This window comes from Streptomyces sp. NPDC086766, assembly GCF_044746005.1.
GTDB lineage: Bacteria > Actinomycetota > Actinomycetes > Streptomycetales > Streptomycetaceae > Streptomyces.
The window spans coordinates 529,167-542,370 of sequence record NZ_JBIVBI010000001.1 but is presented as its reverse complement, the minus strand read 5'-3'; the positions used below and the strand labels follow the sequence as shown (position 1 = coordinate 542,370).

Sequence of the window (13,204 nt, the reverse complement as noted above, 5' to 3'; positions counted from 1 at the left end):
CCCCATCAGTCCAGCCAGACATAGCTCGCGAGCCGCCCGGTCGTGCGGTCGCGGCGGTACGAGAAGTGATCGCGTGACTCCAGCGTGCACACCGGCGACTGCTGCCGGTCGCGCACCCCCAGACGCTCCAGCTGCGCGTGCGCTCCGGCGCTCACGTCGACGGCGGGGGTGCCCCAGCTCGTCTCGGAGTGCGCCGCCGGCTCGACGGCGGCCACCTCGGCGCGCATCGCCTCCGGCACCTCGTAGCACCGTCCGCAGACGGCGGGTCCGGTGCGGGCGACGATCCGGGCCGGGTCGGCGCCGAGTTCCACCATGGCGCGCACGGCGGCGGGCACGACCCCGGCGACCATCCCGGGGCGCCCGGCGTGCGCCGCACCCGCCACCCCGGCGACGGGGTCGGCGAGCAGCACCGGCGTGCAGTCGGCGGTGAGCACCGCGAGGGCGAGACCCCGCCGCGCGGTGACGATCGCGTCGACCTCGGGCGCGGGGCGGTCTCCCCAGGGGGCGTCCACCACGGCGACGTCCGCCCCGTGGACCTGGTTCATCCAGACCACCCGGGCCGGGTCGAGTCCGAGCGCCCCGGCGGCCCGTTCGCGGTTGGCGCGCACGGCGGCGGGGTCGTCACCGACCGCGCCGCCGAGATTGAGCTCCTCGTACGGAACGGCGCTCACCCCGCCCCACCGGTCGGTGAAGGCGAAGTGCGCGCCGTTCACGGTGTCGCGCTGTCCTATCACTTCAGGAAGTCCGGTACATCCAGTTCCTCGGCCGCGCTGTCCGAGTAGGTCCGCGACGGCGGGATCGGCGGGGTGACGGCGGGGAGCTCGGTCACCGGCTCCGGGGCGACCGGCTCGGGGTCCTCCTTCGGCGTCACGCTGCCGAGCGAGCCGAAGGTCGGCCGGCTCTCCGGCTGCCGCGCCGGGGCCGGCTCCTCGCGCTTGGCGGCGGACGAGCCGAGGACGTTGTCCCGCCGGGCCGGCGGCTGGCCGCCGTCGAATCCGGCCGCGATCACGGTGACCCGCACCTCGTCGCCGAGGGCGTCGTCGATGACCGCGCCGAAGATGATGTTGGCCTCGGGGTGGGCGGCCTCGCTGACCAGCTGGGCGGCCTCGTTGATCTCGAACAGGCCGAGGTCGGAGCCGCCGGAGATGGAGAGCAGCACGCCCCGGGCGCCGTCGATGGACGCCTCCAGGAGCGGCGAGGAGATCGCCATCTCGGCCGCCGCCACCGCGCGGTCGTCGCCGCGGGCCGAGCCGATGCCCATCAGGGCCGAACCGGCCTCCGACATGACCGACTTGACGTCGGCGAAGTCGAGGTTGATCAGACCGGGGGTGGTGATCAGGTCGGTGATGCCCTGCACACCGGACAGCAGCACCTGGTCGGCCGACTTGAACGCGTCGAGCACGCTGACCTGGCGGTCCGAGATGGACAGCAGCCGGTCGTTGGGGATGACGATGAGGGTGTCGACCTCTTCGCGCAGCTCGGCGATGCCGTCCTCGGCCTGGTTGGCACGGCGCCGCCCCTCGAAGGTGAACGGGCGGGTGACCACGCCGATGGTGAGGGCGCCGAGCGAGCGCGCGATGTTGGCCACGACGGGCGCGCCGCCGGTGCCGGTGCCGCCGCCTTCACCGGCCGTCACGAAGACCATGTCGGCCCCCTTGAGGACCTCCTCGATCTCCTCGCGGTGGTCCTCGGCGGCCTTGCGGCCGACGGCCGGGTTGGCGCCGGCGCCGAGTCCGCGGGTCAGTTCGCGGCCGACGTCGAGCTTGACGTCGGCGTCACTCATCAACAGCGCCTGCGCGTCGGTGTTGATGGCGATGAACTCGACGCCCTTGAGACCGACCTCGATCATCCGGTTGATGGCATTGACACCACCGCCGCCGACACCGATGACTTTGATGACTGCGAGGTAGTTCTGCGGTGCTGCCACGTCGAAGGCCTCTCGCCTCGAGTTACGTGTCGTCGCATCACGGCCTTGCCGCGATCCGACGACTGATGCCGATTGGGACGGTCCGAACGCCGACCCGAACCCTAACGCTGAAGTTTAGGGTTACCAGTGTGCCTGTTCCCTGGACTCTTCCGAACAGGACACTAAGTCGACAAGTGGCGCACGTTCAACGAACACGCCGAACCTCCCGTTTTTCTTTTCACCCTATGTGATCAGGCATAGCGGTGCCCAACCAGGGTGCTGGCCTGCGCTGATGTGCGTCAACTCCCTGATGACGCGGGCGCGGTGGGGACGCTGACGTCGAAGTGCCGCGCGTCCGGCGCCGCTTTCATCAGCGCGGAGAGTGCGCGGGCCTTCGCGCGGCCTGCGTCACCGCTGCCCCAGGCGACGGTGCGGCCGCCGTTGAGCTCCAGTGAGATGTCGTCGTAGGTACGGACCTTGAGCACGCGGGTGTCGCGGGCGACCGCGGCCGGAATGCGGCGGGCCACCGCCACCGCCTCGCGCACGAGCCGGCTCTCCGGGAAGCGCCGCAGGCTCGCCGCCGCGGATCCCGAACGGGAAAGGGACAATTCCAGGACCGGCACGCCTTTCGGTGCCCGCGGAACCGTGGCGAAACGGACACCTACGTGGTCCACTTCGACGAACTTTCCGCCCTTTTCCTCCACCAGAACCGGAGTGCGCTCACTCACTTTCAGCCCGATTCCGTGCGGCCACGCGCGAACGACGTCGATCGAGTCAATTCGGGGCAGCGCACGGCGAAGACGCGCCTCGATCGCCTCGGTGTCCACGGAGACCAGCGGCGCGCCGACCGGCACCTCGGCCGCCGCGCGCACCTGGGCGGGCGTCAGCACGCGCGTCCCGGAGACGGACACGTGCTCCACGCGGGTCCACCGCGAGCCGTAGAGCAGCCAGAGGGAGCCGGCGGTGAGGATCAGTACGACAACCGCCAGGACGACGATCGTACGAGGACGGGGAGTTCGCCATCGCGGGGCCGGGGGCGGGCCGGACGACTCCTGCTGGCGTTCACCGCGCTCGGCGGTCGTCGATCCGGCCACGCTTGCCGCCCTTCCGTGCATATGGTCCTAACGGCGCGAGGCGATCGCCTCGTGCACCATGCCGACGAGCAGCTCGTCGGCGTCCCGGCGGCCGAACTCCCCGGCGGCGCGGGACATCTCGTACAGCCGGTGCGGATCGGCGAGCACGGGCAGGACGTGCTGCTGCACCCATTCCGGGGTGAGTTCCGCGTCGTCGACCAGCAGGCCGCCGCCGGCCTTGACCACCGGCTGGGCGTTCAGCCGCTGTTCGCCGTTGCCGATGGGCAGCGGGACGTAGGCGGCCGGGAGTCCGACGGCGGAGAGCTCGGCGACGGTCATCGCGCCGGCCCGGCAGAGCATCATGTCGGCCGCGGCGTACGCGAGGTCCATCCGGTCCAGGTAACTTACCGGGATGTACGGGGGCATTCCCGGCATCTGGTGGACCTGCGGCAGTTCGTTCTTCGGGCCGACCGCGTGCAGGATCTGGATGCCCGCCTGCTGGAGGTAGGGCGCGACCTGCTGGACCACCTCGTTGAGCCGGCGGGCGCCCTGCGAGCCGCCGGAGACCAGCAGCGTGGGCAGGTTGGGGTCGAGCCCGAACATCGCGCGCGCCTCGGGGCGCACGGCGGCCCGGTCGAGCTTGGCGATGGAGCGGCGCAGCGGGATGCCGATGTAGCGGGCGTCGCGCAGCTTGCTGTCCGGGGTGGAGACGGCGACCCGGGCCGCGTAGCGCGAACCGATCTTGTTGGCCAGGCCGGGGCGGGCGTTCGCCTCGTGGATGACGATCGGGACGCCGAGCCGCTTGGCCGCCAGATAGGCGGGCAGGGCCACGTAACCGCCGAAGCCGACGACGGCGTCGGCCTTGGTCCGCTCCAGGATCTGCTCGGCGGCCTTGATCGTGCCGCGCAGCCGGCCCGGGACGGTGATCAGCTCGGGGGTGGGCTTGCGCGGCAGCGGCACGGCCGGGATCAGCGCCAGCTCGTAGCCGCGCTCCGGGACGAGCCGGGTCTCCAGACCGCGCTCCGTGCCCAGGGCCGTGATGCCCACGGTCGGGTCCTGCCTGCGCAGGGCGTCCGCGAGGGCGAGCGCGGGCTCGATGTGGCCCGCGGTACCTCCGCCGGCGAGTACGACATGCACCGAAATTCACCGCTCTCCGGACGAGCGCGCCGCCGAGGCACGCCGTCGCATCGTGTTCCATCTCCGAGGCTCCCGGCCGGGTTCCCGCCCGGAGCCCCGCTCAGGCGTCCGGCCGGACGTCCGAGCGGGCTGCCGGCCGGACTTCCGGCCGGCCGCAAAGCCTCCCGCCCGCTTTCTACCAAAGCGAGGTTGCCGCATCGCAAGCGCCGCCCGCGCAGCGGGTTCGTCCCGCGCGAAGGCGATCAGCAACCCGATGGCGAACATGGTCGGCAGCAGGGCGGATCCTCCGTAGGAGAACAGCGGGAGCGGGACGCCGGCGATCGGCAGCAGACCGAGCACCGCACCGATGTTGATCACCGCCTGCGCGGTGATCCAGGTGGTCACGCCTCCCGCGGCGTACCTCACGAAGGGATCCTCCGTGCGTCCGGCCACGCGGATACCCGCATAGCCTAGAGCCGCGAACAGGGCGAGCACCGACAGCGTCCCCGCCAGACCCAGTTCCTCACCGGTGACGGCGAAGATGAAGTCCGTGTGGGCTTCGGGGAGTTGGCCCCATTTTTCCACACTCGCGCCGAGCCCGGAGCCGAAGATCCCGCCGGAGGCCAGGGCGTAGATGCCGTGCACCGCCTGCCAGCAGGTCCCGCCCGGCCCGAGATCCGTGGCCCCGATGCAGGCGAGCCGGTCCATGCGGTTCGGGTTGGTCTTGATCAGCAGCCCGCCGATCGCGGCGGCGACGGACAGCACGCCCACGAAGAGGCGTGTGGGCGCCCCCGCCAGCCACAGCAGGCCGAAGAGGATCGCGGTCAGGATGATCGCGGTGCCCATGTCGCCGCCGAGCATGATCAGGCCGAGCAGCAGGAAGGTCACCGGCACGAGCGGCACCAGCATGTGCTTCCACTGTGTGAGCAGCCTCTTGTCCTGCTTGCGCGCGATCAGGTCGGCGGCCCACAGCACCAGCGCCAGCTTGCCGATCTCGCTGGGCTGGATCTGGAAGGAGCCGCCCAGCGAGATCCAGTTCTGGTTGCCGTTGACCGACATCCCTATCCCCGGCACCTGCACCAGGGCCATCAGGAACACCGCGCCCGCCAGGATCGGGTAGGCGAGCGCCCGGTGCAGCTTGACCGGCATCCGGGAGGCGGCGAGCAGCAGCCCGGCCCCGAGGACGGCCGCGAGCAGCTGCTTGCGGAAGAAGTACGAGCCCGGCAGCGCCATCTGCAGCGCCGTGATCTGGGAGGCCGAGTAGACCATCACCAGGCCCAGCACGGTGATCAGCAGACTGCCGCCGAAGATCAGGTAGTACGCGGTCAGCGGCCGGTCCCAGGCCTTGCGGGCCCGGGTGAGGAAACGCCGCAGAGGATGGTCGCGGGGCGTGCCGGGGGTCGCGGGCCGGCCCGCCGCCCGCTGCACGGGCGGCCGCCGGCCGGTGCGGCTACCGGGCATCGGCACCTCCCCTGTACGTCGGCCTTGACGGTCGCACGCGTCCCTCCCGAAGTCGCCCGGCGGGCGGCCGGGTCAGGCACCGAGCTCGCGCACTGCCTGGGCGAACGCGTCACCGCGCCTGTTGTAGTTGGCGAACATGTCCATGGAGGCGCAGGCCGGGGCCAGCAGCACCGTGTCGCCGGGTTCGGCGAGCCGCTTCGCCTCCTGGACGGCCTGGAGCATCGCCCCAGTGTCGGTCCGGTCGAGGTCGACGACGGGTACTTCCGGGGCGTGTCGCGCGAGGGCTTCGCGAATCAGGGCGCGGTCGGCGCCGATGAGCACCACGCCCCGGAGCCGCTTCGCCGACCTGGCGACCAGCTCGTCGAAGGTGGCGCCCTTCGCCAGGCCGCCCGCGATCCACACGATCGACTCGTAGGCCGCCAACGAGGCTTCTGCCGCATGGGTGTTGGTGGCCTTGGAGTCGTCCACGTACGCCACGCCGTCCACGTCGGCGACGTGCGCGATGCGGTGGGCGTCCGGGGTGAAGGCCCGCAGCCCGTCCCGTACGGCCTGGGGCGGCACCCCGAAGGCGCGCGCGAGGGCCGCGGCGGCAAGGGCGTTGGCGACGTTGTGCGGGGCCGGCGGGTTCACGTCGGCGACCTCGGCGAGCTCCTGGGCGTTCTTGTGCCGGTTCTCGACGAAGGCGCGGTCGACCAGGATGCCCTCCACGACGCCGAGTTGGGACGGGCCGGGGGTGCCGAGGGTGAAGCCGATCGCCCGGCAGCCCTCCTCGACGTCCGCCTCGCGCACCAGGTCCTCGGTGGCCTTGTCGGCGGCGTTGTAGACGCAGGCGACCCGATTGCCCTCGTAGACACGGCCCTTGTCGGCGGCGTAGGCCTCCATGGAGCCGTGCCAGTCGAGGTGGTCGGGGGCCAGGTTCAGCACCACCGCGGAGTGCGCCCGCAGCGAGGGGGCCCAGTGCAGCTGGTAGCTGGAGAGCTCGACCGCCAGCACGTCGTACCGCTCCTCGCCGAGCACCGCGTCCAGCAGCGAGACGCCGATGTTGCCGACTGCCGCCGTGCGCAGGCCCGCCGCCGTGAGGATGGAGGCGAGCATCTGCACGGTGGTGGTCTTGCCGTTGGTGCCGGTCACCGCCAGCCACGGCGGGGCGTCCGGGCCGCGCAGCCGCCAGGCCAGTTCGACGTCGCCCCAGATCGGGACGCCCGCCCTGCCGGCGGCGAGGAACAGCGGCTTGTCCGGCTTCCAGCCGGGCGCGGTGACGATCAGCTCGGTGCCCTCGGGCAGGGTCTCCCCGTCACCGAGCCGGACCGTGACGCCGAGCGCCTCCAGCTCCGCGGCCTGCGCCCGGGCCCGCTCGTCGTCGCCGTCGTTGACGACGGTGACGTTCGCGCCGAGCCCGTGCAGGACCTTGGCCGCCGGGACACCCGAGACGCCGAGTCCGGCGACGGTGACGTTCTTCCCCTGCCAGTCGGTCACTTGTCCGCTGCCCATCCCGCGTAGAAGAGGCCCAGTCCGACGATCACACAGATGCCCTGGATGATCCAGAAGCGGACCACCACCAGGACCTCGGACCAGCCCTTGAGTTCGAAGTGGTGCTGCAGTGGCGCCATCCGGAAGACGCGCTTGCCGGTCAGGCGGAAGGAGCCGACCTGGATGACCACCGACATGGTGATCAGGACGAACAGGCCGCCGAGCAGGGCGAGCAGCAGCTCGGTGCGCGAGCAGATCGCCAGGCCGGCGAGCACACCGCCGAGCGCGAGCGAACCGGTGTCACCCATGAAGATCTTGGCGGGCGAGGTGTTCCACCACAGGAAGCCGAGGCAGGCGCCCATCAGCGCGGAGGCGACGACCGCGAGGTCGAGCGGGTCGCGCACCTCGTAGCAGGCGCCCGGGTTGGTGAGGGTCTGCGCGTTGGCGCAGGACTCCTGGAACTGCCACACGCCGATGAAGGTGTAGGCGCCGAAGACCAGCACGGAGGCGCCGGTGGCCAGACCGTCCAGACCGTCGGTGAGGTTCACGCCGTTCGACATCGCGAGGATCATGAACAGCGCCCAGACCACGAACAGCACCGGGCCGATCGTCCAGCCGAAGTCGGTGATGAACGACAGCTTGGTGGAGGCGGGGGTGTTGCCGCGGTTGTCGGCGAACATCAGGGCGAGCACGGCGAAGCCGATGCCGACGATCAGCTGGCCGGCCATCTTCGCCTTGGCCCGCAGACCCAGCGAACGGCGCTTGACGATCTTGATGTAGTCGTCGAGGAAGCCGACCAGGCCCATGCCGACCATCAGGCCGAGCACCAGCAGGCCCGAGTAGGTCGGGGGGTAGCCGGTGATGACCTTGGACAGGAAGTACGCGGCGACTGTCGCCAGGATGAACGCGATGCCGCCCATGGTCGGCGTACCGCGCTTGCTGGCGTGCTCGCGCGGGCCGTCGTCGCGGATGTACTGGCCGTAGCCCTTGCGGGCGAGAAGCTTGATCAGCAGTGGTGTGCCGACCAGCGTCAGGAAGAGGCCAATGACACCTGCGAACAGGATCTGCTTCATCATCGGGCGGCGACCTCACCCTCGGCACCGGTCTCCAGCAGCGCCTGGGCAACGCTCTCCAGACCGACCGAACGGGACGCCTTCACGAGAACGACGTCTCCCGGGCGCAACTCGCTGCGCAACAGGTCGACCGCCGCCTGTGCGTCGGACACGTGCACCGACTCCTCACCCCACGAACCCTCGTTATATGCGCCCAGTTGCAGCCAGGACGCTTCCCTGCCCCCGACCGCGACGAGCTTGCTGACGTTGAGCCGGACGGCGAGCCGTCCGACAGCGTCGTGCTCGGCGAGCGCCTCGTCCCCGAGCTCGGCCATCTTGCCGAGCACCGCCCAGGTCCGCCGCCCCCTGCCCATCGCGGCCAGCGCGCGCAGGGCGGCCCGCATGGACTCGGGGTTGGCGTTGTAGGCGTCGTTGACGATGGTCACGCCGTCCGGGCGCTCGGTGACCTCCATCCGCCAGCGGGAGAGGGAGCCCGCCTCGGAGAGTGCGGTGGCGATCTCTTCCGCGGACATGCCCAGCTCATGGGCGACGGCGGCCGCGGCGAGCGCGTTCGACACGTGGTGCTCACCGTACAGGCGCATGGTCACATCGGTTGCACCGGAGGGTGTGTGAAGCCTGAATGCGGGCTGTCCGGTGTCCGTGAGTCTCACGTTCTCGGCGCGTACGTCCGCTTCGTCGCTCTCTCCGAAAAGGACCACCTTCGCCTTCGTACGGGAGGCCATGGCCCGGACCAACGGGTCGTCGGCGTTGAGGATCGCCGTCCCGCCCTCCTCCGCGGCGGGCAGCGCCTCGACCAACTCACCCTTCGCCTGGGCGATCTGCTCGCGGCCGCCGAACTCGCCGATGTGGGCGGTGCCGACGTTGAGCACCAGGCCGACCTTCGGCGGGGTCAGGCCGGTGAGGTAGCGGATGTGGCCGATGCCGCGGGCGCCCATCTCCAGCACGAGGAACTTCGTCTCCTCGGTGGCGGTCAGGGCGGTCAGCGGCAGCCCGATCTCGTTGTTGAGGGAGCCGGGCGTGAACACCGTCGGCGCCTTGCGGCCCAGCACCTGGGCGATGAGGTCCTTGGTGCTGGTCTTGCCCGCCGAGCCGGTGAGGGCCACGAGGGTCGCGCCGAGCCGCCGCACGACATGGCGCGCGAGGGCGCCGAGCGCGGCCTGGACGTCGTCGACGACGATCGCGGGCACGCCGACGGGACGGGAGGCCAGTACGGCGACCGCGCCCCCCTCGACGACCGCCCGCGCGAAGTCGTGGCCGTCCACGCGCTCGCCGACGAAGGCGACGAAGAGGCTGCCGGGTCCCGCCTCCCGGGAGTCCCGGACCACGGGTCCGGTGACCTGGACGGACGGATCCGGTATGTCGTACGTCTGCCCGCCGACGACTGCTGCGATCTCGGCGAGGGAGAGGGCGATCACAAGTTCATCCCTGGGTCTGCTGGATTGCTTCGCGGAGCACCTGGCGGTCGTCGAAGGGACGGATCACGCCGGCGATGTCCTGGCCCTGCTCGTGGCCCTTCCCCGCGACCAGCACGGTGTCCCCGGGCCGCGCGCGGGAGACCGCGGCGGCGATCGCGGCGGCCCGGTCCTCGAAGAGGACCACCTCGCCGCGCTCGTGCGCGGGCACGGACGCCGCGCCCTGGAGCATGGTGGCGAGGATCGCCAGGGGGTCCTCGGAGCGGGGGTTGTCGGAGGTCAGTACGGCCGTGTCGGCGAGCCGGGCCGCCGCGGCGCCCATCGGGGCCCGTTTCGTCCGGTCGCGGTCGCCGCCGCAGCCGATCACGATGTGCACCTGGCCCTTGGTGACCTTGCGCAGGGCCTTGAGGACCGACTCGACGGCGTCGGTCTTGTGGGCGTAGTCGACGACGGCGAGGTAGGGCTGTCCGGCGTCCACCCGCTCCAGGCGGCCGGGCACGCCCGGCACGGCGGCGACTCCGTCGGCGGCGGCCTGCGGGTCGAGGCCCGCGGCGGCCAGCGCGACGATCGCGGCGAGGGTGTTGGCGACGTTGAAGGGACCCGGCAGCGGCGACCTGGCGGCGATCCGCTGCCCCTCGGGGCCGATCACGGTGAACGTCGAGTCCAGAGGCCCGACCTCGACGTCCTCGGCGCGCCAGTCGGCGTCGGGGTGGCCCTCGGCGGAGAAGGTGACGACCGGGACGGTGGCCTCCCGGACCAGCCGGCGCCCGTACTCGTCGTCGTGGTTGACCACGCCGAGCCTGCTGCGCCGGGGCGTGAACAGCTGCGCCTTGGCCTGGAAGTAGTCCTCCATGCCGGAGTGGAACTCCATGTGCTCCGGGCTGAGGTTGGTGAACACGCCGATGTCGAAGACGCAGGCGTCGACGCGGCCGAGGACCAGCGCGTGGCTGGAGACCTCCATGGCGACCGCCTCGACGCCCCGCTCGCGCATGACCGCGAACAGGGCCTGCAGGTCGGTGGCCTCGGGGGTGGTGCGCTCGGACTTGATGCGCTCGTCGCCGACGCGCATCTCGACGGTGCCGATCAGTCCGGTGGACCTGGCCGTCCTCAGGCCGCCCTCGACGAGGTACGCCGTGGTGGTCTTGCCGGAGGTGCCGGTGATGCCGATCTGGAGCAGGTCGCGGCCGGGATGGCCGTAGATCGTGGCCGCCAGCTCGCCCATCCGCCCGCGCGGGTCGTCGACGACCAGAACCGGCAGGCCGGTCGCCGCGGCGCGCTCGGCGCCGGTCGGGTCGGTCAGCACCGCGACGGCGCCGAGACCGGCCGCCTGCGTGACGAAGTCGGCGCCGTGCATCCGGGCGCCGGGCAGCGCGGCGTACAGGTCGCCGGGGCGCACGGCGCGCGAGTCGTGGGTGATCCCCGTGACCTCGGCGGCGCCCTCGGGGGTGGCGGCACCCAGCTGTCCGGCGAGCTCCGCGAGGGGTGTGGCGGAGACCTGGTCCGGTCGCGGCGGTCCCGGATACGTCACGGAAGCGCCCTTCTGGGTGGTTTGGGACTGATCAGCGTGTGGCACGGCGGTGAGCGTACCGGGCGTACCCGCTCCGGAGCGAAGTGAGGGCCGGGGCGGGGTGGGGTTCCCGGGGCCGGAGGTGTTCGTTGTCACGGGCTGTTTCCTGATCGGTGTGCAGCGGCGGTGCGGTCGCGGGGGGTCCGGTGGTGCGGGGCTCGGGGACGGTCACGGCTTGAAGTCGACGGGCAGGTTCGCGGCCCGTGCCCCCGTCGGCGGCACCTGGAGCGTCTTCAGCGCGAACTCCATGACCTGCTTGTAGACCGGGCCGCAGATCTGGCCGCCGAAGTAGCTGCCCCTGGTGGCGTTCTGGATGGCGCAGTACACGGTGACGCGAGGGCTGTCCGCGGGGGCGAAACCGGCGAACGACGAGGTGTAGCCGCGGTATCTGCCGGTGGCCGGATCCACGCGGTTGGCCGTACCCGTCTTCCCCGCGACCCGGTACCCCGGGATGCGCGCCTTCACGCCCGTGCCCTGCTCGTCGTCCACCACCGACTCCAGCATGCGGGCGAGCTGCTGGGCCGTCGCGGCGCTGACCACCCGCGTCTTCTCGGGCTTCGGGACGGGGGTGAAGCGCCCGTCGGCGCCCTTGGCGCCGCGCACCAGGGTGGGCTGCACCCGGACGCCGCCGTTGGCGATCGTCGAGTAGACGGACGCCGCCTGCATCGCGTTGATGGAGAAGCCCTGGCCGAAAGGGATCGTGTACTGCTGCGAGGTGGACCACTTGTCGGGCGGCGCGAGGATGCCCCTGGTCTCGCCGGGGAAGTCCAGCCCGGTGTAGCGGCCGATGCCGAACTTGCGGAGGTAGGAGTAGAGGACCGTGTTGGCCTCGGCCTGGGTCTTCCCCAGCTGCCCGGTGGCCAGGATGGTGCCGATGTTGCTGGACTTGGCGAGCACGCCGTTGAGCGTCAGGTACCAGGTGTCGTGGTCGACGTCGTCCTGGAAGAGCCGGTCGCCGCGGTGCAGCCGGTTGGGCACGACGACGTGGGTGAGCGGGGTGGCCGCGTTCTCCTGGAGGACGGCCGCCATCGACATGACCTTGGCGGTGGAGCCGGGCTCGAAGGCGTCCTGGACGGCGGCGTTGCCGAGCGCGGCCGGGTTCGCCCGGGACAGGTCGTTGGGGTCGAAGCCCGGCGCGTTGGCCATGGCGAGGATCTCGCCGGTCCGGGTGTCCTGCACGATGACGTAGCCGCGATCGGCCCCGGACTTCTTGACCTGCTCGCCGATCGCGTTCTGCGCGGCCCACTGGATGTCCCGGTCGATGGTGAGCTCGATGTCGGCGCCGGGCACCGCGGGCGTCTCGGTGGAGCCGGCGGTGGGCACCTGACGGCCGCCGGACTGGGCGTAGCGGACCTGGCCGGCCTTGCCGGACAGCTGCTTCTCCAGCTGCTGTTCGACACCGCCGCCGCCCTTGCCCTCGGCGTTGACCCAGCCCAGTATCCCGGCGGCGAGGTCGCCGTTGGGGTACACCCGCTTGCTGCTGGGGTCGGCGAAGACGCCGGCGAGGACGTTGACGGTGGACTTGTCCGCCTGGGACTTCTTCACCAGCGCGGACTTCAGGTCCTTGATCTGCTTCCAGACCTGCGGGGTCCGGCGGCGGGCCAGCAGCACGTAGCGCGTGTTCGGCGTGCGCAGCTTCCGCGCGATCGTGTCCTGGTCCTGGCCGAGGATCGGGGCGAGCAGCGCGGCGGCCTGCTCGGGCCCGTCGCCGATCTTCAGCTCCCCGCGCGTGAACATCGTGGGGTCGGCCGTGATGTCGTCGGCGTCCACGCTGATCGCGAGGGCCACGCCGTTGCGGTCGGTGATGCCGCCCCGCTCGGCGGCGAGCGTGTGGACGACGTAGCGGTTCTCGTCGGCCTTGGCGGCGTAGGCGCTCGCGTCCACGGCCTGCACCTGGAGCAGCCGTACGACGAACACGAGCAGTACCAGGGTCAGCGCGAGGGCGACCATGCGCAGCCGCGGGCGGGGGCTGCCGAGCCGGATGACGCGCGACGCCGGGAGGCGGCGCGGGCCCGGGCGGCGGGCCGGGCGGGCAGCCGGGCCGGGGCGCTGCCCGCCGCGGGGGCGGGCGGGCCTTGCGGGTCCGGGCACGCGGCGGCGCGGCGGTTCCCTGTCGGACACTTCCG

General features: G+C 71.8%; 10 protein-coding genes. All 10 read right to left on the bottom strand.

Annotated elements, in window-relative coordinates; translation table 11 throughout:
• Positions 1-5: 5 nt before the first annotated feature.
• Positions 6-734, bottom strand: a complete 729-nt coding sequence (pgeF, locus tag ACIPM1_RS02430) for a peptidoglycan editing factor PgeF (protein ID WP_356187687.1) — start codon at positions 732-734, stop codon at positions 6-8.
• Positions 731-1,927 (bottom strand): cell division protein FtsZ, encoded by a 1,197-nt coding sequence (gene ftsZ / locus ACIPM1_RS02425; protein WP_356187689.1) that lies wholly within the window; start codon positions 1,925-1,927, stop codon positions 731-733. Before ftsZ ends, pgeF begins: the two co-directional genes overlap by 4 nt.
• A 278-nt stretch (positions 1,928-2,205) precedes the next feature.
• Positions 2,206-3,000, bottom strand: a complete 795-nt coding sequence (locus tag ACIPM1_RS02420; protein ID WP_402427786.1) for a cell division protein FtsQ/DivIB — start codon at positions 2,998-3,000, stop codon at positions 2,206-2,208.
• Positions 3,001-3,027: 27 nt separating this feature from the next.
• Positions 3,028-4,116: an undecaprenyldiphospho-muramoylpentapeptide beta-N-acetylglucosaminyltransferase gene (gene murG / locus ACIPM1_RS02415; protein WP_402427783.1), complete on the bottom strand. Its 1,089-nt coding sequence runs from the start codon at positions 4,114-4,116 to the stop codon at positions 3,028-3,030.
• 6 nt (positions 4,117-4,122) lie between these two features.
• A complete protein-coding gene (gene ftsW, locus ACIPM1_RS02410; protein WP_402427780.1) occupies positions 4,123-5,556 on the bottom strand; it encodes a putative lipid II flippase FtsW in 1,434 nt (477 codons plus the stop codon).
• A gap of 72 nt (positions 5,557-5,628) precedes the next feature.
• Positions 5,629-7,047 (bottom strand): UDP-N-acetylmuramoyl-L-alanine--D-glutamate ligase, encoded by a 1,419-nt coding sequence (murD, locus tag ACIPM1_RS02405; RefSeq protein ID WP_356187697.1) that lies wholly within the window; start codon positions 7,045-7,047, stop codon positions 5,629-5,631.
• A complete protein-coding gene (gene mraY / locus ACIPM1_RS02400; protein WP_356187699.1) occupies positions 7,029-8,102 on the bottom strand; it encodes a phospho-N-acetylmuramoyl-pentapeptide-transferase in 1,074 nt (357 codons plus the stop codon). Before mraY ends, murD begins: the two co-directional genes overlap by 19 nt.
• Positions 8,099-9,514, bottom strand: coding sequence for a UDP-N-acetylmuramoyl-tripeptide--D-alanyl-D-alanine ligase (gene murF, locus ACIPM1_RS02395; RefSeq protein WP_402427775.1), 1,416 nt, complete (start codon positions 9,512-9,514; stop codon positions 8,099-8,101). Before murF ends, mraY begins: the two co-directional genes overlap by 4 nt.
• Positions 9,515-9,518: 4 nt before the next feature.
• Positions 9,519-11,174 (bottom strand): UDP-N-acetylmuramoyl-L-alanyl-D-glutamate--2,6-diaminopimelate ligase, encoded by a 1,656-nt coding sequence (locus ACIPM1_RS02390; RefSeq protein WP_402427772.1) that lies wholly within the window; start codon positions 11,172-11,174, stop codon positions 9,519-9,521.
• 72 nt (positions 11,175-11,246) lie between these two features.
• On the bottom strand, positions 11,247-13,199 hold the full coding sequence (locus ACIPM1_RS02385) for a peptidoglycan D,D-transpeptidase FtsI family protein (RefSeq protein ID WP_402427769.1): 1,953 nt from the start codon (positions 13,197-13,199) through the stop codon (positions 11,247-11,249).
• Positions 13,200-13,204 lie beyond the last annotated feature (5 nt).

Excerpts from the sequence above, each read along its gene's own strand:
- ftsW (WP_402427780.1), bottom strand. The coding sequence starts at position 5,556 with ATGCCCGGTAGCCGCACCGGCCGGCGGCCGCCCGTGCAGCGGGCGGCG.
- murD (WP_356187697.1), bottom strand. The coding sequence starts at position 7,047 with ATGGGCAGCGGACAAGTGACCGACTGGCAGGGGAAGAACGTCACCGTC.
- mraY (WP_356187699.1), bottom strand. The coding sequence starts at position 8,102 with ATGATGAAGCAGATCCTGTTCGCAGGTGTCATTGGCCTCTTCCTGACG.